This window comes from Brevibacterium sp. MGP-B1, assembly GCF_057766545.1.
The window spans coordinates 1,797,631-1,821,907 of the sequence record NZ_CM173407.1 but is presented as its reverse complement, the minus strand read 5'-3'; the positions used below and the strand labels follow the sequence as shown (position 1 = coordinate 1,821,907).

Annotated in this window: 21 protein-coding genes; 18 read left to right on the top strand and 3 right to left on the bottom strand. The window is 65.4% G+C overall.

Features of this window, described 5'->3' with window-relative positions:
• Positions 1-2 precede the first annotated feature (2 nt).
• A complete protein-coding gene (locus tag AC3CD9_RS08305) occupies positions 3-1,508 on the bottom strand; it encodes a CitMHS family transporter (protein WP_488367194.1) in 1,506 nt (501 codons plus the stop codon).
• A gap of 143 nt (positions 1,509-1,651) precedes the next feature.
• Between AC3CD9_RS08305 and AC3CD9_RS08300 the strand changes: the two genes are divergently transcribed.
• The 3 genes from AC3CD9_RS08300 to AC3CD9_RS08290 all read left to right on the top strand — a co-directional run bounded on the left by AC3CD9_RS08300 (position 1,652) and on the right by AC3CD9_RS08290 (position 5,628).
• Positions 1,652-3,448, top strand: coding sequence for an ATP-binding protein (locus AC3CD9_RS08300; protein ID WP_488367193.1), 1,797 nt, complete (start codon positions 1,652-1,654; stop codon positions 3,446-3,448).
• Positions 3,449-3,507: 59 nt separating this feature from the next.
• Positions 3,508-4,164 (top strand): response regulator, encoded by a 657-nt coding sequence (locus AC3CD9_RS08295; RefSeq protein WP_488367192.1) that lies wholly within the window; start codon positions 3,508-3,510, stop codon positions 4,162-4,164.
• Positions 4,165-4,368: 204 nt separating this feature from the next.
• Complete coding sequence (locus tag AC3CD9_RS08290; RefSeq protein ID WP_488364662.1) at positions 4,369-5,628, top strand: IS30 family transposase; 1,260 nt, start codon at positions 4,369-4,371, stop codon at positions 5,626-5,628.
• Positions 5,629-5,716: 88 nt separating this feature from the next.
• On the opposite strand, the gene AC3CD9_RS08285 is transcribed toward AC3CD9_RS08290, so the two are convergent.
• Entirely contained in the window at positions 5,717-7,078 is a 1,362-nt protein-coding gene (locus AC3CD9_RS08285) for an MFS transporter (protein WP_488367191.1), read from the bottom strand.
• Between the two features lie 150 nt (positions 7,079-7,228).
• Here AC3CD9_RS08285 and AC3CD9_RS08280 point away from each other — a divergent pair, with 150 nt between their 5' ends.
• The 13 genes from AC3CD9_RS08280 to dapF all read left to right on the top strand — a co-directional run bounded on the left by AC3CD9_RS08280 (position 7,229) and on the right by dapF (position 20,036).
• Positions 7,229-7,768, top strand: coding sequence for an ArsR/SmtB family transcription factor (locus AC3CD9_RS08280; protein ID WP_488367190.1), 540 nt, complete (start codon positions 7,229-7,231; stop codon positions 7,766-7,768).
• A 408-nt stretch (positions 7,769-8,176) separates the two neighbouring features.
• Complete coding sequence (locus tag AC3CD9_RS08275) at positions 8,177-10,960, top strand: FtsK/SpoIIIE family DNA translocase (RefSeq protein ID WP_488367189.1); 2,784 nt, start codon at positions 8,177-8,179, stop codon at positions 10,958-10,960.
• 125 nt (positions 10,961-11,085) lie between these two features.
• Positions 11,086-11,754: a CDP-diacylglycerol--glycerol-3-phosphate 3-phosphatidyltransferase gene (pgsA, locus tag AC3CD9_RS08270; protein ID WP_488367188.1), complete on the top strand. Its 669-nt coding sequence runs from the start codon at positions 11,086-11,088 to the stop codon at positions 11,752-11,754.
• Positions 11,747-12,289, top strand: coding sequence for a CinA family protein (locus AC3CD9_RS08265; protein WP_488367187.1), 543 nt, complete (start codon positions 11,747-11,749; stop codon positions 12,287-12,289). Before pgsA ends, AC3CD9_RS08265 begins: the two co-directional genes overlap by 8 nt.
• A 177-nt stretch (positions 12,290-12,466) precedes the next feature.
• Positions 12,467-12,796, top strand: a complete 330-nt coding sequence (locus tag AC3CD9_RS08260) for a helix-turn-helix domain-containing protein (protein WP_139470108.1) — start codon at positions 12,467-12,469, stop codon at positions 12,794-12,796.
• A complete protein-coding gene (locus AC3CD9_RS08255; protein ID WP_488367186.1) occupies positions 12,796-13,023 on the top strand; it encodes a DUF3046 domain-containing protein in 228 nt (75 codons plus the stop codon). The genes AC3CD9_RS08260 and AC3CD9_RS08255 overlap by 1 nt, the downstream gene beginning before the upstream one ends.
• 121 nt (positions 13,024-13,144) lie before the next feature.
• Positions 13,145-13,552 carry a VOC family protein gene (locus tag AC3CD9_RS08250; RefSeq protein WP_488367185.1) on the top strand — a complete coding sequence of 136 codons (408 nt, stop codon included), beginning with the start codon at positions 13,145-13,147 and terminating at the stop codon, positions 13,550-13,552.
• A gap of 191 nt (positions 13,553-13,743) precedes the next feature.
• Positions 13,744-14,835, top strand: coding sequence for a recombinase RecA (gene recA, locus AC3CD9_RS08245; RefSeq protein WP_139908395.1), 1,092 nt, complete (start codon positions 13,744-13,746; stop codon positions 14,833-14,835).
• Positions 14,816-15,805 carry a regulatory protein RecX gene (locus tag AC3CD9_RS08240; RefSeq protein ID WP_488367183.1) on the top strand — a complete coding sequence of 330 codons (990 nt, stop codon included), beginning with the start codon at positions 14,816-14,818 and terminating at the stop codon, positions 15,803-15,805. Before recA ends, AC3CD9_RS08240 begins: the two co-directional genes overlap by 20 nt.
• Before the next feature lie 35 nt (positions 15,806-15,840).
• Positions 15,841-17,337: a tRNA (N6-isopentenyl adenosine(37)-C2)-methylthiotransferase MiaB gene (gene miaB, locus AC3CD9_RS08235; protein ID WP_488367182.1), complete on the top strand. Its 1,497-nt coding sequence runs from the start codon at positions 15,841-15,843 to the stop codon at positions 17,335-17,337.
• Entirely contained in the window at positions 17,294-18,004 is a 711-nt protein-coding gene (locus AC3CD9_RS08230; RefSeq protein WP_488367181.1) for a hypothetical protein, read from the top strand. Before miaB ends, AC3CD9_RS08230 begins: the two co-directional genes overlap by 44 nt.
• A gap of 6 nt (positions 18,005-18,010) precedes the next feature.
• Positions 18,011-18,931 (top strand): tRNA (adenosine(37)-N6)-dimethylallyltransferase MiaA, encoded by a 921-nt coding sequence (miaA, locus tag AC3CD9_RS08225; protein ID WP_488367180.1) that lies wholly within the window; start codon positions 18,011-18,013, stop codon positions 18,929-18,931.
• 115 nt (positions 18,932-19,046) lie between these two features.
• On the top strand, positions 19,047-20,036 hold the full coding sequence (dapF, locus tag AC3CD9_RS08220) for a diaminopimelate epimerase (RefSeq protein WP_488367179.1): 990 nt from the start codon (positions 19,047-19,049) through the stop codon (positions 20,034-20,036).
• 21 nt (positions 20,037-20,057) lie between these two features.
• On the opposite strand, the gene AC3CD9_RS08215 is transcribed toward dapF, so the two are convergent.
• Positions 20,058-20,672, bottom strand: a complete 615-nt coding sequence (locus tag AC3CD9_RS08215) for a class I SAM-dependent methyltransferase (RefSeq protein WP_488367177.1) — start codon at positions 20,670-20,672, stop codon at positions 20,058-20,060.
• Between the two features lie 129 nt (positions 20,673-20,801).
• Here AC3CD9_RS08215 and hflX point away from each other — a divergent pair, with 129 nt between their 5' ends.
• Positions 20,802-22,274: a GTPase HflX gene (gene hflX, locus AC3CD9_RS08210; protein WP_458311109.1), complete on the top strand. Its 1,473-nt coding sequence runs from the start codon at positions 20,802-20,804 to the stop codon at positions 22,272-22,274.
• On the top strand, positions 22,271-24,241 hold the full coding sequence (locus tag AC3CD9_RS08205; protein ID WP_488367175.1) for an ATP-dependent DNA helicase: 1,971 nt from the start codon (positions 22,271-22,273) through the stop codon (positions 24,239-24,241). Before hflX ends, AC3CD9_RS08205 begins: the two co-directional genes overlap by 4 nt.
• Positions 24,242-24,277: the final 36 nt, after the last annotated feature.

Below are 24,277 nucleotides of genomic sequence, written 5' to 3'. Positions count from 1 at the left end.
GCTCAGCCGATTCCGATGACGCCGACGGCGACACCCACGGCGAGCATGACGAGGGCGACGATGAGCGCGCGCCACAGCACCTTCTTGTGGTGGTCGCCGAGCTCGACGCCGGACAGGGACACAAGCAGCAGGATCGCGGGCACGAGAGGCGACTGCATGTGCACGGGCTGGCCGGTGATCGAGGCGCGGGCCATATCTGCCGCTGAGATGCCGAAGTGGGAGGCGGTCTCGGCGAGGACGGGCAGGATGCCGAAGTAGAAGGCGTCGTTGCTCATGAAGAACGTCATCGGGATCGACAGCAGGCCGGTGATGACGGCCATATAGGGTCCCATCGAGTTCGGGATGACCTCGACGAGCCATTCGGCCATCGCGTCGACCATTCCGGTGCCGGACATGATGCCGGTGAGCACGCCCGCGGCCATCACCATGGCCACGACGGAGATGATCGCGGTCGCATGGGAGGCGAGCTCCTCCTGCTGGTCCTTCATCTTCGGGAAGTTGACCATGAGCGCGATGACGGTGCCGATCATGAACAGGTACGGCAGCGGCAGGATGTCGATGATGAGCAGGACCATCACGGCCACGGTCAGGGCCAGGTTGAACCAGAACAGCTTCGGACGCAGGGTCGCGCGGTTGGGATCGAGCGCGGTGTTCGACAGACCTGTGCCGGAACCGGCGGATCCGTCTGTGTCGTTCGCGGAGGCGGGGGCCGCCTCGGTGGTGGTGCCGTCATTCGCCGAGGCGGCCGAGTTGGATCCGTGTCCGTGCCCAGCCACGGTCGCACCGTTCCCGGTGCCCGCGGACGAACCCGCGGTCGTGCTGGCTCCGGCCACGGCACCGACGAGGTCCCTGCGACGGTTCGAACCGCGGTCCTCGACCCAGGCGACGCCGTTCTTGGCCAGGCGGCGGCGTTCGGAGATGCCGAGCACGTAGGCGAAGATGAGGCACACGAGCAGGCCCGCCACCAGGGAGGGGACCATGGGGACGAAGATCTCGTTCGCGTCGATCTGCAGCGCCGAGGAGGCTCGGGCCGTCGGGCCGCCCCACGGGACGATGTTGAGGGTGCCGTTGATGAGACCGGCGACGCAGGTGAGCACCACGGGTGACATCTCGAGGCGCTGGTAGATCGGCAGCATGGCCGCGGTGACGACGATGAACGTCGTCGATCCGTCACCGTCGAGAGACACGGCACCGGTGAGCAGCGCGGTGCCGAGGACGACCTTGACGGGGTCGTTGCCGGCGACCTTGAGGATGAACTCGACGAGCTTGTCGAAGAGGCCGACGTCGATCATGATGCCGAAGTAGATGATGGCGAAGAGCAGCAACGCTGCCGTCGACGACATCGAGGCGATCGCGTCCATGACCATGTCCCCGATGCCCAGTCCGGCCCCGGCGAAGAGGCCGAAGATCGTGGGCACGAGGATGAGCGCGAGGATCGGCGAGAGTCGTTTGGTCATGATCAGCGTCATGAAGACGAGGATCATGGCAAAACCGAGAATGACAAGCACGAGCTTCTCCTTCGAAGGCGAATGTGAGGCTCGAAACACCGTAGGGCCCAGATCACGGGCCGCGCGCGCTTGTGTGCACTGATGGCGTTTAGATCGTTGCGCGCCTTTTGCGCATTGCGCTCAAACGCGGCTACGCTGAGCGCGTGCCCCGGCCCCATCGTTCGTTCTCCCGTCGTGTGCTGATCTCTCAGCTCGCGCTCGTCATCGTGATCCTCGCCCTGGTCACCGGAGTGTTCGCGTGGATGGGTGCGCGCACCGTCACCGAGGTGACCGAGACGAAGGCGCTGGCCACTGCCCGCACGCTGGCGATCGATCCGGACGTCCGTGCCGCCGCCACCCAGGCTTCGGCCGAGCATGCTGAGAAACCCGATGAGCAGCTCGTGACCTCGATGTTGGCGATCACCGATGATCTGCGCGACCGCTCGGGCATCAGCTTCGCCGTCATCACCGACGACCGCGGCATCCGACTCACCCACCCCGACCGGTCGAAGATCGGACACAGGGTCTCCACGTCGCCGGAGGAGGCGCTGGCCGGACGCGAGAACGTCTCCCACGAATCAGGAACCCTGGGCGAGACGGTGCGGGCGAAGGTTCCGATCTATTCGAATGAGGACGGCAGGACCGTCGTCGGTGAGGTCTCGGTGGGCATCTTCGCCTCCGTGCTCGACGCCGATGTCCGCCGCGAACTCATCCTGCTCGGCACCGTCGCGGTGCTCGCCCTGGCGCTCGGCGGTGTCGTATCGGTCATGCTCGGGCGCCGGCTGCGGAGGGAGACGCTCGGCGTCGGACCCGAAGAGCTGGCCGAGATGGCTCGCGACCAAGGGGCCGTGCTCCACGGCCTCGACGACGGGGTGCTCGGATTCGATACGAACGGGAAGCTGACCCTGAGCAATTCGAACGCGAAAGAGCTGCTCCGTGCCGCCTCGGCGGGGGATTCCGACCGCGAACTGGCCGCCGTGTCCGACGACGAACTCGTCAATGTGCCCGATGAGATCACCGTGCTCATGGCCGACGCCCCGGCGGACGGAGCGCTGCGGCGGCGGATCACGATCGACGATCGGATCCTGCTGGCCACGGCCGTGCGGGTCCAGCGCGACGGGGTGTCCGTCGGCGGGGTCGTGACCCTGCGGGACGAGACTCAGATGCTCACGATGGCTCGCCAGCTCGAATCCGTCACAGCGATGGCTCGGGCGCTGCGGACCCAGCGGCACGAGTTCGCCAACCGGCTGCATACCGTGCTCGGTCTCGTCGACACGGGCGCCACCGACGAGGCACACACCTACCTGTCCTCCCTCCTGGGCACAGGGCCGATCACGACCCCGGTCGAAGACATCGACCTCGTGTTCGACCCGTACCTGCGGGCCGTTCTGGAAGCGAAGGGCACGACCGCCGCCGAGGCGGGAGTGGCCCTGGCCGTGACACCGGACTCCCTGGCCGTCGGTGCAGTCCGCGACCCGGAAGCGGTCACGCTCATCCTCGGCAACCTCATCGACAATGCCGTCCGTGCGGCCGTTGCAGGCCAGCGGTACGCCGAGGCCGGGGGCCGGGTCGAAGTGCAGGTGCTCAGCTCCGGGACGGAGCTCCACGCGGTCGTCACGGACACCGGCGACGGGATCGACGATGAGGTGGCGGGGAAGATCTTCGATGAGGGATTCTCGACCTCGACGGCCGCCTCGGCGCCGGATTTCGGGATCGGACTGACGTCGGGAACCGGCACTGGGGACGGTCACGGACTCGGCATCGGCCTTGCGCTCAGCCGCCGGGTCGCGGAGAAAGGCGGGGGAACGGTGTGGCTCATCGACGGCCACGACCCGGACCTCGGCGGGGCGAGCTTCGGAATGCACCTGCCCGATGCCCTCGACGATCCTGCCGACCCTGCCAACGCGGGCGAAGACGGCGATTTTGGCGATGGCGGCAGCACAGCTTCTGGCCTGAGATGACGACGTGTTTTCAACGAATCTGCGGTGATGATGATTTTCAGCGAAACTGAGGAGAGATGATGGTCAACGTTCTCGTGCTCGATGACGATTTCTTCGTCGGGCAGATCCACGCCCGGTACGTCGACGAGGTGCCCGGCTTCACGGCACTCGAACCCGTCCGCGACCTGAAGACGGCCCGCGAGGTCATCGCCGAGAACGAGGTCGACCTGCTCCTCGTCGACTATGTGCTGCCCGAGGGCACCGGGGTCGAACTCATCCGCGAGACCGATATCGATGCGATCGTGCTCTCGGCGGTCACTGATCCGCAAGTGGTCCGCTCGTCGCTGCGTGCGGGGGCGATGACGTACATCGTCAAGCCCTTCGCCGCCGAGGTGCTGCAGAACTTCCTGCGCCGCTACGCTCGTTTCCTCCGCTACTGGGAGCGGGAGAAGGTCGGGCAGAACGATCTCGAGCGGCAGCTGCGCAACCTCCACGATGCCGCGGCCGTCGGCGGGACCGGAGCGAGCCCGGCGGGATCGTCGACGACGACCCGGATTCTCGCCGCACTCGAGGAGGCGAGCGGTCCGATGACGGCTCTCGAGGTCGCCGAGGCGGTTGGTGCCTCCCGTGCGACCGCGCAGCGACATCTGGCGAAACTTGCCGAGGCCCGCACGATCACGGTGTCCCTCCAGTACGGCAACACCGGCCGGCCCGAACACCTCTACGCCACCCGCTGAGGTGGCGCGGGCTCGCCTCGGTCACTCTCGATCTCTTTCGATCGACGGCTTCGGCGCTGCCTGGCCGCAGTGATTCTGCCGCCAGCGGCAAGTTAAGTGTGCGCAGATTGCCAAATAGGCGAGGCGGTTTCTAGGTTCTAGTGCAACACCCGGTCTGACCAGCACTATCAGACCGGGTGTTTCCACTGAACGAAGGAACACCCCATGACCACGCACCACAGACGTCCACGACTGCCCTTCGACGTCCTCGACGAACTCTTCTGGCTCCTCCTCGAAGGCAGACCACGATCAGCGATCGCTGACCACCTCGGCATCAACCTCAACACCGTCACCCGGTGGGCGCGGCGACTCGGCCTGCCCAAAGGCAGGACCGGCAGAATACTGTCCATGCCGACCACCATCGTTGCTGCCCCGGCACCACCACGGCCAGCCGCCTACCGCCACCTGACGATCGCCGACCGAATGACAATCCAGGCTGGCCTGCAATCAGATCCGCCTTTGTCGATGAGAACCATCGCGACCCAACTCGGTGTTGCTCCGTCAACCGTGTCCCGAGAGATCCGCCGCAACCGACTCATCCAATACGACAGAATCAGCCCACACCCGGTCTACAGTGCCGCCGGCGCCCACGGCCGCACCTATGCCCGGCAAGCACGCAAGAAGCACCGCCCCAAACGTCTGGATAACCCGTGGCTGCGGGCTCACGTGATCAACGGGCTCAACGACAAGTGCTCGCCCGAACAGGTCGCCGGTAGGCTTCGGCGTGACTACCCCGACCGGAAGGACCTGCACGTGAGCCACGAAACGGTCTACCAAGCTCTCTACGTCCAAGGACGCGGATCCCTGCGTCACGAGCTGTCCGTGGTCAAGGCCCTCCGATCGGGACGGACGGGAAGGAAGCCGCAATCGAAACTGCCACGTCGGTCCAACCGTCCCTGGCTCGATGGTGCCCTGTTGACCGACCGTCCCCCACAAGCTGCCGACCGCAGCGTTCCCGGTCACTGGGAGGGTGATCTCGTCGTCGATTCCCACACCGGTGGCCTGGTGACCGTCTTCGAACGCCGGTCCCGGTTCTCCTTGATCCGGAAACTGCCGAACAACCGCGAATCGGTCACCGTTACCGGACTAGTCCAGGACATGATCGCATCCCTGCCGGAGGCGTTGTTCTCGACTCTCACGTGGGACCAGGGTCAGGAGATGGCTGAGCATCTGCGGATCACTGTCGCCACCGACTGCCAGGTGTACTTCTGCGACCCGCACTCACCCTGGCAACGACCGACGAATGAGAATTCCAACGGGCTTATCCGGGACTACTACCCGAAGGGCACGGTCTTCGATGAGTCGGTTACTGACGAGGAGATCCAGGCGATGCAGGATCAGCTCAACCGCAGGCCGCGGAAGGTCCTCGGGTTCGCGACCCCGGCCGAGGTCCTGGCTGATCTGTTGCATGAGCAGGTAGCCTGAGACTAGCCCACTGTTGCACTAGAACCCTGAGCCCACCCGAGGAAAACGTGCAATCTGAGCACACTTATCTCGCTGTTGGCAGGAGAGCTCAACCGCGGTCTTCGGCCTCCGCCGACGGTGAGATCGGGTCGGTCGCCTCGGCGAGCAGATCAAGTTCGCGGGGGAGCTCGCGCATCCGCAGCAGGCGGGAGGCGAGCACCGGCAGTGAGCCGAGCAGCGCGCAGACTGCCAGGATCCACATCGTCGTCGTCACCCCGAGCCGGTCACCGAGGATGCCGGCCAGGAAGGCGCCCAAGGGCATCGGCCCCCACACGAGGAAGCGGATGGAGGCGTTCATCCGGCCCAGCAACGGCTTCGGGCACAGGCGCTGGCGGAAGCTCACCTGCGCAATGTTGTAGACGACGACTGCCCAGGTCACAAGGAACCAGCTGATCAGCAGGGTCGGCAGCGCTGGCAGGACGGAGGCGAGCGGCACACCGAGGAAGCAGAGGCCGCCGATCAGCGCGGACACAGCGATGCTCGTTCCTTCGCCGAGGATCTTCTGCACCCACGCCGCAGTGAGCGCGCCGAGGATGCCACCGGCCGAGGCGACGGACATGATGATTCCGAGTTCGACCTGGTGAAGACCGAGCGTGGTGAGTGCGTACAGCACGAGAAGCGCGAAGATGCCCGACGACGCGAAGTTCGTCAGACCTGTGCAGGCAGTGATCCGGCGCAGCAGCGGGTGACCGAGGACGAAGCCGAGTCCCTCCCGAATCTCGGCGACGAATCCGGCCCGGCCCTCGGCCGGTCGTGGGGTTTCGCGGTGTTTGATGAGTCCGACGAGGATGCTGGAGAGACCCATGCAGATGCTGGTCAGTCCGATGGTCAGCGGGGCACCGATCGCGGTGACCAGCCCGGAGGCCAGAGTGGGGCCGGCAACTCCGGCAGTCTGCTGGCTGGCTTGGAGCTTGCCGTTGCCGTCCGAGATCGCGTCGCCGTCGACGAGTTCGGGCAGGTAGGACTGGTTGGCGATGTCGAAGAAGACGCTGACGATTCCGACCCCGGCCGCGACGAGATAGAGCTGGACCATGCTCAGGGCATCGAACGCCCAGGTCAGCGGGATGGTCAGGAGGATGGCGGCGCGGATGATGTCGCCGGAGACGATGACGAGTCTCTTCGGCAGGCGGTCGACCCAGGCCCCGGCGGGCAGGCTGATGAGCAGGAAAGCCGCGGATTCCAGGGTTGCGAGCACTCCCATTTCGAAGGCGTCGGCGTGGAGGAGCTGCACGGCGATGAGGGGGAGAGCGAAGAGGACGAGCTGGGAGCCGAACACGGAGACCGTGTCGCCTGCCCATAACTTCATGAAGTCGCGGTGTCTCCACAGGGAGACGTGTTTCGGCCGCTGCGATGAGGCGGGACCGTGCTGCGGTTGTGGTTCGCTCGACGGCGGTTGGTCGGCTGCTGCCATGGCTCTTCCTCGCGACGGCGGGTGGAGGATCGGTGATTGAGAGTCAGTGATTGAGGGTTGTCAATCAGTAATGCTCCACGAGCGATTGAGGGAAGTCAATCACTTTGGACGATTGATTGACTTCTCCCGATCACTCGCTAGCGTTGAGGCATGAGCGATGACACACCTGCCGCGGCCGCCCTTGCCCGAGCCGTGGAGCGCAGGGATGCCACCGATGCCGAGGCCAAGGCGCTGGCGTCGAGCATTCGGATTCGGATCCTGCGGCTGTGTCTGGACGAGGCCTTAAGCAATCGGGAGATCGCCGAGGCGACCTGCCTCAATCCCGCGACCTCACTTCATCATGTGCGGATGCTCGCCGACACCGGATTCCTCGAACCTCAGGAGGCGCGGCGCGGCAAGCGCGGGTCCAGGGAGATCCCGTACCTCGCCACGGGCAAGAGTTGGTTCCTCAACACCGGCGATATGACGACCGAGATGATCGAGGCCTTCACCGCTGAGTTCACCGCCGCACCGTATGAGGAGCGGACGATGGGTCGGATGGCGGCGATGCTCACCGAGGATGAGGTCGAGGAGTTCCGGGCTCGTATCGATGAGCTGTTCGAAGAGTTCCGCAGTCGCCGCAACGAGGACGGTGCCACCCAATGGGGTCTGTTCATCGCAATGCACCCGAGCGATCCACATGACCGCTGACAGCGCCGGGGAATGGGAAGCCGACGCCGGGGACAGCTATGTCGACGCGCGATGCGCTGCCGCGAACGGCAAGTTAAGTGTACTCAGAATGCCAAAATGTCTAGGAAAACGGGCAATCTGAGCACACTTAACTCGCTCACGACCGCGAAATCGCATGTTCCGGGCTAGCGCAACCGCAGTGACACGCGGGGCCGAACATCGCCCCTGGTGGCACGCCGAAACCTGCGGATTTGCTGGGCAGGAGCGCAATATCGTCCTAAGATGAGAGACATGGCGACCAGAACGACTTCCCCCGCTTCTGGTTCCGGGAAACGCACAGCGCGCAAAAACGCTGGTCGGTCCGGTCAAGCGGGGACCGAAGAACCCGGGACAAACGTTGTCACCGGTGCATGGAGGGGAGTGGCCCACATGGCCGGAAACCGTGCGCGTAAGACTCTCAGCGACGAACCGACCGATCAATCACCGACGAAGCGGGACGGCACAGCCTTCTTCCTCATCGGACTCTCGATCATCATCGCCGCATTCGAATGGTGGAACATCCCCGGCGCGATCAGCGACGGCGTCCGCGGAATCGTCGAAGGCACCTTCGGCCGGGTGGCACTCGCCCTGCCGGTGGTCTTCACCTGCTACGCGATCCGCCTGTTCCTGCGCGGCGACGACAACCGCGGCAACAACCGCATCCTCATCGGGATGATCTTCGGCCTGCTCGCCGCATCGGGCCTGGCCCATATCGCCGCCGGCAACCCGACCTTCACGAACTCCCGCGAGGCCATGGCCAACGGGGGCGGCGCGCTCGGATTCGTCGTGTCCTCACCGCTGGTCGTTGCGACCACCGTGTACGTGGCGGTGCCGCTGCTCGTCCTCCTCGGGCTGTTCTCCCTGCTCGTGGTCACCGCAACCCCGGTGCGCGCGATTCCCCGTCGCCTCACCGACCTCTACTACCGCCTCACCGGCGGTGCCCGACCGGAAACCGACGCCGAGGCGGCCGAGACCAAACAGTCCGACCTCGTTGCGGAGAACGGTCGCACCTCCGACCTCAAGCCCGTGATGGGCGCCAAGCGCCGCAGCCGGAAGAAGAAGACCGAGATCCCGGATCTCGACGCCGAATCCGCTGACGACGACACCGCGACGAAGGCCTACGACAAGGCCTATATCCACGAGGATGACGTCAGCGACGAAGACGCCGACACCACCCGCATCGAAACCAGTCCGGAGCCGAAGCTCAAGCCCGGCCAGCGCCGGCCCACCAAGGCCGAACGCGAGATGGCCGAGCTGAAGAAGACCATCGGGATGGACGACGACGCCGCGAACCAGGCGAAGAAGTCCGAGCCCGCTGCCGCCTCGGCGCCGGTGCCGATCACGAACGCACCCGCACCTCCGCCCACGGAGCAGCTGCCCGAACGCGTCGAACAGCTCACCCTCGCCGGCGACGTCACCTACACCCTGCCCGCCTCCGACAACCTCCAGCCCGGGCCTCCCGCGAAGGAACGCTCCGAGGCCAACGACCGTGTCGTCGAAGCCCTGCGCGATGTGCTCGAGCAGTTCAAGATCGACGCCGAGGTCACCGGCTTCTCCCGCGGACCGACGGTCACCCGCTACGAGGTGGAGCTCGGCGCCGGTACGAAGGTCGAGAAGGTCACGGCCCTGTCGAAGAACATCGCCTATGCCGTGGCCAGCGCCGATGTCCGCATCCTCTCGCCGATCCCCGGCAAGAAGGCCATCGGCATCGAGATCCCGAACACCGACCGTGAGAACGTCGCCCTCGGTGATGTGCTGCGCTCGAAGGCCGCCCGCAAGACCGACCACCCCATGGTCATGGGTGTGGGCAAGGACGTCGAAGGCGGCTTCGTCGTCGCCGACCTCTCGAAGATGCCCCACCTCCTCGTGGCCGGTGCCACCGGTGCCGGTAAGTCGAGCTTCGTGAACTCCATGATCACCTCGATCATGATGCGCGCGACCCCCGACGAGGTCCGCATGATCCTCGTCGACCCCAAGCGCGTCGAGCTCACGATCTACGAAGGCATCCCGCACCTCATCACCCCGATCATCACGAACCCGAAGAAGGCCGCCGAGGCGCTCGAATGGGTCGTGCGCGAAATGGACGCCCGCTACGACGACCTCGCGAACTACGGGTTCAAACACGTCAAGGAGTTCAACAAGGCCGTCCGCGAGGGCCGCATCCAGCCGCCCGCCGGATCCGAACGCGTCCTCCAGCCCTACCCGTACCTGCTGGTCGTCGTCGACGAGCTCGCCGACCTCATGATGGTCGCCCCGCGCGACGTCGAAGCCTCGATCCAGCGCATCACGCAGCTGGCCCGTGCCGCCGGCATCCACCTGGTGCTCGCCACCCAGCGCCCCAGCGTCGACGTCGTCACCGGCCTCATCAAGGCCAACGTGCCCTCCCGTCTGGCATTCGCGACCTCGTCGCTGGCCGACTCGCGAGTCGTGCTCGACCAGCCCGGCGCGGAGAAGCTCATCGGTCAGGGTGACGCCCTGTTCCTGCCGATGGGTGCGGCCAAGCCGATGCGTGTCCAGGGCGCCTGGGTCAACGAGTCAGAGATCGAGAAGGTCGTCGAACACGTCAAGGGCCAGCTCACCCCGAACTACCGCGAAGACGTGGCCGTCGAAGCGCCGAAGAAGCAGATCGACGAGGACATCGGAGACGACCTCGAACTGCTGCTCCAGGCGATCGAGCAGGTCGTCACCACGCAGTTCGGCTCGACCTCGATGCTGCAGCGCAAGCTGCGCGTCGGCTTCGCCAAGGCCGGTCGCCTCATGGATCTCATGGAGTCCCGCGGAATCGTCGGACCCTCCGAGGGCTCGAAGGCCCGCGACGTGCTCGTGCGCCCCGACGATCTGCCGGGCACCCTGGCCATCATCAAGGGCGAGACCCCGCCCGAGGATTCCGGAGGCGCCGTTGCCGACGTCCCGGCCGACGGAGGCCACGGCCAGTCCGGACAGACCGGATCCGGGCACGCCTCGGCGGCCGGGGACTATGACGAGGAGTTCGACGACGACTACGGCGAGACCTCCCAAGGTTCGGCGTCGTCGTACAGCTCGGCATCGTTCGACCGCTACGCAAACGGGGTCGGCCATGCCGGCGACCTCACCGTCGGTGACGTTGATCCGGAGACCGGGCTCGAGGTCGTCGAAGCCAGCGGAGAGGACGCCTGGCAGCTCACCGGCCGCTGATCCGATCCGAACCCCACCCCTCGCCGAGGCGGCGCACCGTACCGACGGTGCGCCGCCTCGGCGATTGTCGTTGAGATGGCCCTGGTTGGAATGATCTGCTCAGCTCACTCCGATAGGCTGGTTGCGTGAACGATCGAGTCGAGGCCGGAGCCTCTCAGCAGCCCTCTGCGGAACCGAGTCCGTGGAATGTCCCGAACGCACTCACGGTGCTGCGCATCCTCATGGTGCCCCTGTTTCTCGTGCTTCTGCTGGCAGACGGCGGCAACGATGTGACACTGCGCTGGTGGGCGCTCATCGTGTTCCTGCTGGCCATGTTCACCGACTTCGTCGACGGCTATCTGGCCAGGCGGAACAACCTCATCACGAACTTCGGCAAGATCGCCGATCCCATCGCCGACAAGTCGCTCATGGCGGCCGCGCTCATCGGTCTGGCGATCATCGTCGAACTGACGTGGTGGGTGCCCGTGATCATCCTCGTCCGCGAATTCGGAATCACCGTGCTGCGGTTCTTCATGATCCGCATCGCCGTCATGCCCGCCTCACGAGGCGGCAAGATCAAGACCGTGCTGCAGACCGCGGCGATCGGCCTGTTCCTGTTGGTCTTCCCGCTCTCGGACGTGGTTCCCTCCGTCGTCTACGTCATCCTGCTCGTCTTCGCCTGGATCATCATGACCGCGGCCATCGTCGTCACCATCGTCACCGGTGTTGACTACTGCGTGCAGGCGGCGAAGCTGTACAAGGACGCGAAGAGCGGTGGGAGCACGCAGACTGGCGGGGACGCGCAGCGTGGCTGAGTCCGAGCTGATGGAGACCGCGCGTCGCATCATCTCCACCTGTACTCGATTGGGGATTTCGCTGGCGTCGGCGGAGTCGCTGACCGGGGGACGCTTCGTCGCCTCGCTCGTCGATGTGCCGGGTGCCTCGGCCGTGGTGCGCGGGGGACTGGTCACCTACGCCACCGACCTCAAAGCGAGCCTGGCCGGAGTCGATGCCGACCACCTCGAGGAGGCCGGGCCGATCGACCCGGTCGTCGCCGCGCAGATGGCCGTCGGCACGGCCGTGCAGTGCGTCGCCGACATCGGGATCTCCTGCACCGGAGTCGCCGGCCCCGACCCGCAGGACGACAAGCCCGTCGGACTCGTCTACACGGCGATCGCCTTCGGCGGGAAGGCGAAGGTCTTCGAACACGAGTTCACCGGCGACCGTGATGCCATCCGCAGCCAGACGGTGCAGGCGATGGCCGTCAACCTCGACGAATTCGTCGGCGAACTCGCCTTCGGGCCCGAGGCCGGGCAGGCGTCGAATACTGGCGAGGACGCCACGGAATAAGTTCGTCTGCTGTGGGGTTGACCGGGTGATGACCATCGGACGAAAATTCTCCAAAGTCTTCGAATGGACTGGCAATACCATCCGCTCGGGGCACCAGGTTGGTGCTGTGTCACGGCCAGGTTGTAAGGTTGTTGGAACTACATTGACGGGACGCGCTGACAAAGGGAGGGCCGCGTTATGTTACTGAGAGTCGAAATCGGCGACGCACTTCGTTCCGCCCGCCGTCGTCAAGGACGCACCCTTCGCGATGTCTCGACCGGGGCCAGCGTTTCGCTCGGCTACCTCAGCGAAATCGAGCGCGGACAGAAGGAAGCCTCCTCGGAGCTGCTGTCGGCGATCTGCGAAGCACTCGACCTGCCGCTGTCGGCACTGCTGTCGTCTGTGTCTGATCGCTTCGCTCTCGAAGAAGGCGTGCAGATCCCCGATACCATTCCGCAGGAGCTCTCGGACAAGATCCTCGGTCACCCCGAGGGGTACTCTGCTCCGCGGCTGGCCGCCAAGCCCTGATGCGGCACACGCTCTACTGGATCCTCATGAACGAGGAGTTCGGTGAGGCTCGCGCCGCCTCCCTGCACACCGACCTCACTCTGAGCTCCTTGGGTTCGCGGGCCGCGGCCCAGGCATTCGAAGCCGGAGTCGAACCCCGCGACATCTGGACCGCCGTCTGCGATTCCATGGGTGTTCCCGAATCTCGGCGTCTCGGCAAGGAGAAGCCGCGCTCGACGCCGTTCTGACCGAGGCTCGACGTCGTTCTGCTGGATCGGAGCTGCCTCGCACCGTCTGTGACTCTGTCTGGTCGGAGCAGCGCCGGTCATTCTCTGTCGGCGCCGTGTCGGCCGAGTGTAGACTGACCGCATGAATCAGGCCGTTCCGTTCATCACCTTTCAGCCCAGCCGTGGCCAGAGTGCTGCCGAGGCCATGGACACCTACGTCGAGCTCTTCGCCGACGGGCGAGTGATCCTCGACAATCGGTACGGTCCCGACGGTCCGGGCGCCGAGGGTACGGTCATCATGTCCGAGATCGAGATCGCCGGCCAGAGACTGCGCTTCAGTGACAGCTTCGTCGCACACGAGTGGGACATCACCCCTGGCGTGTCACTCATGGTCGACTGCGATTCGGCCGAGGAGCTCGAACGCCTCTTCACGGCACTGAGCGCAGACGGAACTGTGTTCATGCCGTTCGACGACTACGGATTCGGCCCGTTCGGGTGGGTGGGGGACCGCTTCGGTCTCACCTGGCAGCTGGGTCTGGCCCAGGCCTGACTCTCGCGGAGACACGCGACACACCCGAATATATAGAACACCTGTTCCCATGTGGGTTATCCTGGTGAGGAATCACGGGACCTGTGACCATGAGTGGCTGGTTATCCACGGGGGAATCGCTTCCTCTGTCGTTATGTCAGTGCCATCTTCTAGCCTTGGTCTCAACGGAAAAGCAACGAAGAGGAGACGTCATGGCACGTACACCCAAGAACCTTCAGGTTCCCACCGGCGGAGACAAGTCGAAGGCACTCGAAGCCGCAATGGGCCAGATCGATCGCAACTACGGCAAGGGCGCGATCATGCGCCTCGGTGACGGTGTGCGTGAGCCCATCGCCTCCATCCCGACCGGTTCGGTAGCACTCGACATCGCTTTGGGCATCGGCGGTCTGCCACGCGGTCGCGTCGTCGAGATCTACGGTCCGGAATCCTCCGGTAAGACGACCGTGGCTCTCCACGCCGTGGCGAATGCTCAGAAGGCCGGCGGAATCGCCGGGTTCATCGATGCTGAGCACGCACTCGACCCGGAGTATGCGAAGAAGCTCGGCGTCGACACCGATCAGCTCCTCGTCTCCCAGCCGGACACCGGTGAGCAGGCACTCGAGATCGCCGATATGCTCATCCGCTCCGGTGCCCTCGACATCATCGTCATCGACTCCGTCGCCGCCCTCGTGCCCAAGGCCGAAATCGAAGGCGAGATGGGCGACAGCCACGTCGGCCTGCAGGCTCGCCTGATGTCGCAGGCACTGCGTAAGATCACCGGTGCCCTGGCCCAGTCGAAGACCACCGCGATCTTCATCAACCAGCTGCGTGAGAAGGTCGGCGTCTTCTTCGGTTCCCCGGAGACCACCTCGGGCGGTAAGGCGCTGAAGTTCTACGCCTCCGTGCGCATCGACGTCCGCCGCATCGAGACCCTCAAGGAAGGTCAGGACGCGGTCGGCAACCGGACCCGTGCGAAGATCGTGAAGAACAAGGTCGCTCCGCCGTTCAAGCAGGCCGAGTTCGACATCCTCTACGGCCACGGCATCTCCCGCGAAGGCAGCCTCATCGATATGGGCGTCGACAACGGCATCGTGCGCAAGTCCGGATCCTGGTTCACCTACGACGGCGATCAGCTGGGTCAGGGCAAGGAGAACGTCCGCAACTTCCTCCGCGACAACCCGGGCCTGGCCGAAGAGATCGAGCTGAAGATCAAGCACAAGCTGGGCCTGATCCAGGTCGACGAACCCGAGGAAGGCGCCGAGGCGGCCGGAGAAGCACAGACGGATGACGTCGAAGTCTCCTGACGCCTCGTCGACCGACGACGAATTCCCGGGCCGCGAGCCCGCCGCATCGACCGAGACGGTCGGTGCGGGGGACTCGGGTCGGAGCGATTCGTCTCAGACCGAGACGCTCTCGCAGCTGCGCAGTGCGATCTCGGAGATCGACCAACGTCATGCCGAAGGAGAGGCCGGGTTCTTCGCCGGCCTCTCCGGACTCGACGACGATGATGTCACCGGCGGCAACGGTCGAACCGACAAACGAAACAGCTCGGGTTCGAAGCGCAAGAATAACTCCAGCGGCTGGAAGCGACAGCAGAAGGAACCGGACAACGGGTGGGTCGAAGGCGGTGCCGACTCGACTCCGGATTTCATCGATGTCCCTGATTTCCTTGCAGCCGAGAATGATGGTCCAGATTTCCTGGCGAGCGATGGCAATGCCGGGCCCGACTTCCTGGATGACAGCGACGGTCCACCTGACTTCGCTGCCGGTCCCGGGCTGAGCTTCGACGACGACGAAGACGACGCTCCCGACTTCGACGCGGACTACGCTCAGGCGAAGAAGACGGCGATGAACATGCTCGCCATGCGTGATCACTCCAGCGACGAACTGCGCAAGAAGCTGCTCAAGCGCAACCTCATGCCCGAAGCGATCGATGTCCTCATCGAGAAGCTGCAGAACTCGCGTCTGCTCAACGACGAAGAGTTCGCCCACCGCTTCGCACGGGCACAGCGCGAGAACCGGAAACTGTCCCGATCCGTGCTCAAACGCGAACTGAGCAAGAAGGGCATCAGCCCCGAACTGGCCGCCGACGCAGTGGCCGAGATCGACGGTGAGGAAGAACTCGCCCGCGAAGTCGCCGAGAAGAAAGCTGCCTCCACCAGGCGCCTCGACTATGCGGTGCGAGAGCGCAGAATCCTCGGCATGCTCGCCCGCCGAGGCTTCCCCTCGGCGATCTGCATCAAGGTCACACGGGAAGTGCTCGCAGAAGACTGAAACGGTAGGTGGGGAACGGCTAGAATGGGTGCGCCATGACTGAACTGATTGAATCCCCGACGACATCCGGAACCACCCCTCGCAGCTACGAGGTCAAGACCTACGGATGTCAGATGAACGTGCACGATTCCGAGCGTCTGTCCGGACTGCTCGACGATGCCGGCTACGTTCAGGCGAACACCGACAACCAGGCCGACGTCGTCGTCTTCAACACCTGCGCCGTCCGCGAAAACGCCGACAACCGCCTCTACGGCAACCTCGGCCAGCTCGCGAAGGTCAAAGAGAACCACCCCGGCCTCCAGATCGCCGTCGGCGGATGCATGGCACAGAAAGACCGGGACACGATCGTGAAGAAGGCCCCCTGGGTCGACGTGGTCTTCGGCACCCACAACATGGGATCACTGCCGGCGCTGCTCGAACGCGCCCGCCACAACGAGGAAGCCCAGGTCGAGATCCTCGAAAGCCTCGACGTCTTCCCCTCCACCCTGCCCAGCCGCCGCGAATCCCAGCACTCCGGATGGGTATCGATCTCGGTCGGCTGCAACAACACGTGCACCTTCTGCATCGTGCCCAGCCTGCGCGGCAAAGAGAAGGACCGCCGCCCCGGCGACATCCTCGCCGAGGTCGAAGCCCTCGTCGCCGACGGAGTCGTCGAAGTCACCCTGCTCGGCCAGAACGTCAACTCCTACGGAGCCGAATTCCGCGACAAAGGCGCATTCGCAAAACTGCTGCGCGCCGTCGGCAACGTCGACGGAATCGAACGGGTCCGCTTCACCAGCCCGCACCCGGCCGCCTTCTCCGACGACGTCATCGACGCCATGGCCGAGACCCCGACCGTCATGCCGCAGCTGCACATGCCGCTGCAGTCCGGTTCGGACACGATCCTCAAATCAATGCGGCGGTCCTACCGGACAAAACGGTTCATGAACATCCTCGACTCCGTGCGCGAACGCATCCCGCACGCTGCCATCACCACCGACATCATCGTCGGCTTCCCCGGAGAGACCGAAGAGGACTTCCAAGGGACGATGGACATCGTCCGCCGTGCCCGCTTCTCCCAGGCCTTCACCTTCCAGTACTCCATCCGCCCCGGCACACCGGCGGCCACGATGGACAACCAGGTCCCGAAGGACGTCGTGCAGGAGCGGTTCGAACGCCTCACCGCACTCCAGGATGAGATCGCCTGGGACGAGAACAAAGCCCAGATCGGCCGTGAGGTCGAGGTGCTCGTGACCAAGCTGCCCCATGACGATTCCCCACGACTGAGCGGTCGCGCCGCCGACAACCGCCTCGTCCACGTCGGAATCCCCGAGGGCGCTCAGATGCCGCGACCCGGTGATTTCGTCACCGCCACCGTCACCGAGGCGAAACCCTACTTCCTCCTCGCCGACTCCGGATTCTCCGTACGCCCGTCCCGAGCCGGTGACGCCTACGACCGGGCACAGGCCGACAGCTGCGGCGCACCGAGCCCCGGTCAGGGTGCCGCCGGTGCAACGAACCTCGGCATGCCGACGATCCGCCCCCGCGGCTGAGATGGGCGCCTTCGCCATCATCCCGGCAGCCCCCGTGCTGCTCGAGAACATCGACCGCAGCGAGACGGCGCGAATGGCCGAACTGCGGACCGCCATCCGCGATACCGTGAGGACGCGGACCGATTGGGCCCTGCCCATCGAGACCCTGCCTCCCGTGGCCGGGCTCGGCGGCTGGGGAATCGATCGCGGCGTCGATACTCGCACCGGTCGGCTGCTGTCCCGGTCCGACTGGGTCGAAACCGTTGACACCCTGACGACGGATGAACGCAGACTCGCCGAGGCGGCCGACTCCGCCGTCATCGTCGCGATCCTTCACGCTCACGCCGCCGGCGTCGACATCGGCCCGCTCGGATCGAGCGAGAACCTTCTGCTGCCGATCGACCTGTCCGGAGCCGCAACAGAGGACGCACCCCTGGCCCCGATCGACGGTGCCTCGGAATTCGACTGTGCCGTCAGCGAGACACTCACCTCCGGGACGTCGATCGACACCGAAAGACTGCTCGACCTCTGCGACCAGGCAGAGGCCATGGCCGCCAACCTCGGTGTGCTGGCTGCAGGCTTCCGCCACGCCGTCGACCAGGTCGCGCGAGTCTCGACTCTGGAGCCGGTCATCGACGAACGTGTCCACGAAGTGCGGACACTCTGCGGCACCGGACTCTGGGAGTGATCGCTGATGGTTGAGGACACTTCGCCGATCATCACCGTCGTCGGAGCCACCGCCACCGGGAAATCGGACCTTGCGCTGGATCTGGCCGGCCGCCTCGGCGGGGAGATCATCAACACGGATTCGATGCAGTTCTACCGAGGGATGGACATCGGCACGGCGAAGTTGCCGATCGATGAGCGTCGGGGGATTCCGCATCACCTCATCGATATCCTCGACGTCACCGAAGAGACGAACGTGCAGGACTTTCAGGCACGTGCGCGGGCAGCGATTGCGGACATCCGGGGGCGCGGTCTGCGGCCGATCCTCGTCGGCGGGTCCGGGCTCTACGTTCGTGCTGCGGTCGATCATATGGAGTTTCCCGGCACCGCCCCCGAGGTGCGGGCTCGCCTCGAGGCCGAGGTCGCAGCAGACCGGTGGGCGCTGCATCAGAAGCTGCGCGAACTCGACCCGAAAGCGGCCGAGAAGATCACCGTCAACGACCAACGACGTATCGCACGAGCGCTCGAAGTCATCGAACTCACGGGACGTCCCTTCAGCGCCCAACTGCCGGACTACCAGGAGATCGAACCGACCATCCACCTGGGCTTGAGCATGGACCGGGCCATTCTGCACGAGCGCATCGCCACCCGCGTCGACCTCATGTGGGAGCACGGATGGGTCGACGAAGTGACGCGTCTGCTCGGCGTTGGGCTGGCCGAAGGCAAAACAGCATCACGTGCCATCGGATACGCACAGATCCAACGCCTTCTGGCCGGAGAGCTCACTGCCGCCGAGGCGAAGGAAGAGACGACGATCCGCACCCGGCAGTTCGCACGCCGACAGGACACCTGGTTCCGCCGCGACCCGCGCATCCGCTGGATCGACGGCAGCGCCGCCGACGCCGAACAGAATCTGGCGACTGCACTCGATGTGCTGAATGATCGCTGAGGAAGTGGCGACTCCGCTCGATGTGCTGGGCGATCGCTGACGATATGGCGGCGGCATTCGACGTCCTGAACGGGCACTGAAGACCCGACTGGACGCTCACCGATAAGATGGAGCCATGAGCACTTCGGATACCCCGTTCGCCGCCTGGACCGATGTCAGCTTCGTCAAGGGGCACGGCACCCAGAACGACTTCGTTCTGCTCTCCGACGACGACAGCACACTGGAGATGCACCCCGAAACCGTGGCCACACTCGCCGACCGACGCGCCGGACTCGGCGCAGACGGCATCATCCGCATCGTCCGCTCCGCAGCCAGCGGCATCCCTGGAGCCGCCGAACAGGCCGACGCCGGTGCCGAATGGTTCATGGACTACTACAACAACGACGGCAGCCTCTCCGAGATGTGCGGCAACGGAGTTCGCGTCTTCGCCCACGCACTTGTGACCAGCGGTCGCGTCCCCGCCGATGCCCGCGAGATCCTCGTCGGCACCCGTGACGGCATCAAAGCCGTGCGCTCCACCCTCAATCCGGCCCTCGGCGTCCAGACCGGAGACGATGTCGTCGACACCGGTACAGCCGGACCCGGATCCGCCAGCGACGCCTGGTACACCATCGACATGGGCGAATGGTCACTCGACCCCGCGAGCAGCGTGCTCGTGACCACCGGCGGCATCGACGTCGCCCGTCCCGGACTGCGCGTGGCCACCGGCAACCCGCACACCGTCGTCGCCCTGGCCGAGAACGCCGAACTCGCCGCAGCCGAACTGCGCGATGCACCCGTCCTCGACCCCGTCCCGGCACAGGGATCGAATGTCGAATACATCGTCATGGAACCGGCCCGATCCGATGTGGCCGGGGGAGAAGGCGCCCTGCGCATGCGCGTATTCGAACGCGGCGTCGGCGAGACCCGCTCCTGCGGAACCGGAGCCTGCGCGGCAGCGATCGCAGCCCACCACTGGGCCGGCGAGAAGTCGCCTCTGCAATGGAGAGTCGACGTGCCCGGCGGTCAGCTGCGCATCGAAATCGAACCCGATGCCGAAGGCACGAGCGGACGCGTCAGCCTCGCCGGCCCCGCAGTTCTCGTCGCCAGCGGCACGATCAGCTGAGCCGAAGCCGGGAAGAGTCTCTCAGTCGCGCTCGACCGTGAGCACGCGGAAGCCCTTCGACGAACCTGTGCGCACGACCTCGAATTCGTCACCGAGCATCCCGGCGATCCACTTCTGCAGGGAATCGGCACCGAGGTTCTTCGACACGACGAGATCGGCGCGACCACCCGGGGCCAGACGCGGCAGCCACGTCTCCAAGAGCTCGTGCAGCGCTTCTTTGCCGATGCGGATCGGCGGATTCGACCGGATCGCTGCGAACTGCAGGCCGGCGGGAACATCTGCGGCGGTGACGGTGTTGATCGTATCGAGACCCAGCCTGCGCGCATTCGCCGCGGTGGCCTCCAGGGACCGGGAGTTGACGTCGAGTGCCCACACTCGCACATCCACCTCGGCGTCCTGGGCGTCCAAGGCCGTGTGCAGGGCGATCGGACCCCAACCGCACCCGAGATCGAGGATATCGCCGGCCGGCGGCTGAGGCAGGTGCCGCAGCAGCACAGCCGTGCCGAGGTCGAGGCGAGTCGGCGAGAACGTGCCGGATACGGTTTCGACGGTGACGGCGCGGCCGGCCAGATCGAGGTTGAGTACCCGCGACTTGGCCTCGCTGCTCGGCGATTCGGTGAAATAGTGCTCTGACACCGTTTCAGTCTAGACGGCTGTGGGAGAATTGATGGACACCACCGTCGGTGCGAATCGCCGCGACCGGTGGCAAGCATGACGACGTCCGCACGAGAAGCACCGTGCGGACGGCAGAGAACAAAGGAATGAATGACGTCTGAAGACAAAGAGCGTCGCAACGCGATGCTCGATCGTGTGCTTTCCCGAGGCGCCCAAGCCCTCGATGATCACGACACCACCCCGGGCGATGACCAGTTCGACCTCGCCGAGCGCGCCGCCCTCACCCGCGTCGCCGGACTCTCCACCGAGCTCGAAGACATCACCGAGGTCGAATACCGTCAGGTCCGCCTCGAACGCGTCGTCCTCGCCGGCATCTGGAACACCACTCAGGCCGAAGCCGAGAACTCGATCCGCGAACTCGCCGCACTCGCCGAAACCGCCGGTTCCGAAGTCCTCGACGCGCTCATCCAGCGTCGCGACAAGCCCGACCCAGGCACTTACCTCGGCAAGGGCAAGGCCGCCGAGCTCGCCGAGGTCGTCGCCTCCGTCGGCGCCGATACCGTGATCATCGACTCCGAACTCGCCCCCAGCCAGAGGCGCGGACTCGAGGACGTCATCAAGGTCAAGGTCGTCGACCGTGTCGCGCTCATCCTCGACATCTTCGCCCAGCATGCGAAATCCCGTGAAGGCAAGGCCCAGGTCGAACTCGCCCAACTCGAATACCTGCTGCCGCGACTGCGCGGTTGGGGTGAGTCGCTGTCCCGTCAGGCCGGCGGCCGAGTCGCCGGCGGTGCCGGAATCGGCTCCCGCGGACCCGGTGAGACCAAGATCGAACTCGACCGTCGCCGCATCCGTACGCGCATGTCGAAGCTGCGCCGCGAGATCAACGCCATGGCGCCCTCCCGGGAGACCAAGCGGAAGAACCGCGCCCGCCACCACGTGCCCTCCGTCGCGATCGTCGGCTACACGAACGCGGGCAAGTCCTCACTGCTCAACCTGCTCACCGACGCCGAGGTGATGGTGCAGAACGCCCTGTTCGCCACCCTCGACCCGACCGTCCGGCAGGCCAAGACCGCCGACGGCCTCGTCTTCACCTACACGGACACCGTCGGGTTCGTCCGCAACCTGCCCCACCAGCTCGTCGAGGCCTTCCGCTCGACCCTGGAGGAAGCCGCCGGCTCGGATCTGCTCCTCCACGTCGTCGATGCCTCCCACCCGGATCCGCACGGTCAGATCCAGGCAGTGCGCGACGTCCTCAAGGACGTCGAGACCGGGGACATCCCCGAACTCCTTGTGTTCAACAAGGCTGATATCGCCGAGGAGGCCGTGATCACCGGCCTGCGCGCGGAGTATCCCGACGCCCAGTTCGTCTCCGCCGTCTCGAAGGAAGGAATCGATGACCTCATCGAGGCCATCGAGGACCGCCTTCCCGTCCCGGACATCGACATGACCGTGCTCATTCCCTATGAACGCGGTGACCTCGTGTCGAAGATCTACGCCCTCGGCACGGTCGAACACGAATCGCACGGCACGGAGGGCACCAGCCTGCAGGCCAAGGTGCCGACCGAACTCGTCGACGAACTGCGCGAATTCCAACGTCCGGACCTGGTCATCGACGAGTGAAGGCTGTCGACACCCTCCTCGAATCCGCTGTCGGCGCCATCGGCGGATCGCCACGTGAGGGTCAGCAGGAGATGGCGCAGGCGGTCGCCTCGTCGCTGGACAAGGGAATCCATCTGCTCGTGCAGGCGGGAACCGGCACCGGCAAATCGCTGGCCTACCTCGTGCCGGCGGCCGAGTACGTCACCCGCACCGGCGGGAAGGTCGTCGTGTCCACGGCGACCTTGGCCCTGCAGACGCAGATCATCCACCGCGACCTGCCGCGGCTGTTCAAGGCCGTGAAGAAGGACCTCGATCCGTTGCCCCGGGCGGCACTGCTCAAGGGGCGCCGGAACTATGTGTGCAAGCACAAGCTCGCCGGCGGGTACCCCGACGAGGGCGAGGGCATGCTCTTCGACCTCGGTGCCGACGCCGAGGCGGGACGCAAACCCACAGAACGCTCCGGCCTGGGAGAGGAGATCCAGCGGATCCGCACCTGGGAGAAGACCACCGACACCGGCGACCGGGACGACCTCCTGCCCGGCGTCAGCGATCGTGCCTGGTCACAGGTGTCCGTCAACGCCTTCGACTGCCTCGGTTCGAACTGTCCGCTGTTCACCGAATGCTTCGCCGAAATCGCCCGGAACAAAGCCGCCGAAGCCGATATCGTCGTGACGAACCATGCCCTGTTGGCCATCGACGCCTTCGGGGAATCGAACGTGCTGCCCGAACACGATGTCATCATCATCGACGAGGCCCATGAGCTCAAGGACCGGGTGACCAGCGCCCTGTCCGGGCAGATCAACACGAGCATGCTCTCGGCCGCGACGAGCTCCGTACGCAAACACACCACCGTCCAGGACGGGGTCGTGTCCCTGCTCGACTCCGCCGCGGCGGCACTCGAACGTGCGCAGACCTCGGTACCCGAGGGGCTCATCCTGCACATGAGCGAGGCGCTCGGACTGGCCCTGGCACAGATCCGCGACTCCGCCCGCCAGATCATCAACGACATCGGCGGCAAGACCGAGGACGCCGATGCCGGCCGGCAGATGGCCAAGGCGCGCTGCCAGGAGATCTTCGAACTCGCCGAACGCTTCTGCGATCCGGGCAAGAACGACGTCATCTGGCTGTCGCGCTCGACCTTCCGGGAGAAAGAGACGACGAATCTCGTCGTCGCGCCCTTGAGCGTGGCCGGCACCATGCGCAACGGCATCTTCGAAGAATCCACAGTCGTGGCCACCTCGGCGACCCTGTCCCTCGGTGGCAACTTCGACGCGGTGGCAGCCTCATTGGGACTCTTCGGACCCGACGCCCCGAAATGGGACAGCCTCGATGTCGGATCTCCCTTCGACTACGGCAGACAGGGAATCCTCTATGTCGCTTCCCACCTGCCCAAACCCGGACGCAGCGGACTGAGCGAAGAAGCGCTGACCGAACTCGAGGAACTCGTCGAATCCTCGAACGGCGGGGCACTGGGCCTGTTCTCCTCCCGAGCTGCGGCCAATGCGGCGGCCGAACACCTGCGGAAGAAGTTCGATTTCCCGATCCTGCTCCAAGGCGAAGACGGCCTGCCGGCACTGGTCTCTCAGTTCACCGCCGACGACCAGACCTGCCTGTTCGGAACCATGTCACTGTGGCAGGGAGTCGATGTGCCGGGACGGACGAACCGACTGGTCATCATCGACCGTCTGCCGTTCCCACGTCCGGACGACCCGCTCATGCAAGCGCGGGCACGCGATGCCGACCAGCGGGGAGTCAACGGATTCATGGCCGTATCGGCCACGCATGCCGCCCTGCGTCTGGCTCAGGGAGCCGGACGACTCATCCGGTCGACCAAGGACAGGGGAGTGGTGGCCGTGCTCGACTCGCGGCTGCGCTCGGCCCGGTATGCCGGGTTCCTCGTCAATTCGATGCCGAGGATGTGGCCGACGACGAATTCCGGTCTCGTCCGCAAGAGCCTGGCGAGGCTGGCCGAAACCGACGAAGGATGACGCAACGGCCCGCGACCGATTCGGTCGCGGGCCTTT

Excerpts from the sequence above, each read along its gene's own strand:
- AC3CD9_RS08295 (WP_488367192.1), top strand. The coding sequence starts at position 3,508 with ATGGTCAACGTTCTCGTGCTCGATGACGATTTCTTCGTCGGGCAGATC.
- AC3CD9_RS08290 (WP_488364662.1), top strand. The coding sequence starts at position 4,369 with ATGACCACGCACCACAGACGTCCACGACTGCCCTTCGACGTCCTCGAC.
- AC3CD9_RS08285 (WP_488367191.1), bottom strand. The coding sequence starts at position 7,078 with ATGGCAGCAGCCGACCAACCGCCGTCGAGCGAACCACAACCGCAGCAC.
- AC3CD9_RS08280 (WP_488367190.1), top strand. The coding sequence starts at position 7,229 with ATGAGCGATGACACACCTGCCGCGGCCGCCCTTGCCCGAGCCGTGGAG.
- AC3CD9_RS08275 (WP_488367189.1), top strand. The coding sequence starts at position 8,177 with ATGGCCGGAAACCGTGCGCGTAAGACTCTCAGCGACGAACCGACCGAT.
- AC3CD9_RS08260 (WP_139470108.1), top strand. The coding sequence starts at position 12,467 with ATGTTACTGAGAGTCGAAATCGGCGACGCACTTCGTTCCGCCCGCCGT.
- AC3CD9_RS08255 (WP_488367186.1), top strand. The coding sequence starts at position 12,796 with ATGCGGCACACGCTCTACTGGATCCTCATGAACGAGGAGTTCGGTGAG.
- AC3CD9_RS08250 (WP_488367185.1), top strand. The coding sequence starts at position 13,145 with ATGAATCAGGCCGTTCCGTTCATCACCTTTCAGCCCAGCCGTGGCCAG.
- recA (WP_139908395.1), top strand. The coding sequence starts at position 13,744 with ATGGCACGTACACCCAAGAACCTTCAGGTTCCCACCGGCGGAGACAAG.
- AC3CD9_RS08240 (WP_488367183.1), top strand. The coding sequence starts at position 14,816 with ATGACGTCGAAGTCTCCTGACGCCTCGTCGACCGACGACGAATTCCCG.
- miaB (WP_488367182.1), top strand. The coding sequence starts at position 15,841 with ATGACTGAACTGATTGAATCCCCGACGACATCCGGAACCACCCCTCGC.
- miaA (WP_488367180.1), top strand. The coding sequence starts at position 18,011 with ATGGTTGAGGACACTTCGCCGATCATCACCGTCGTCGGAGCCACCGCC.
- dapF (WP_488367179.1), top strand. The coding sequence starts at position 19,047 with ATGAGCACTTCGGATACCCCGTTCGCCGCCTGGACCGATGTCAGCTTC.
- hflX (WP_458311109.1), top strand. The coding sequence starts at position 20,802 with ATGACGTCTGAAGACAAAGAGCGTCGCAACGCGATGCTCGATCGTGTG.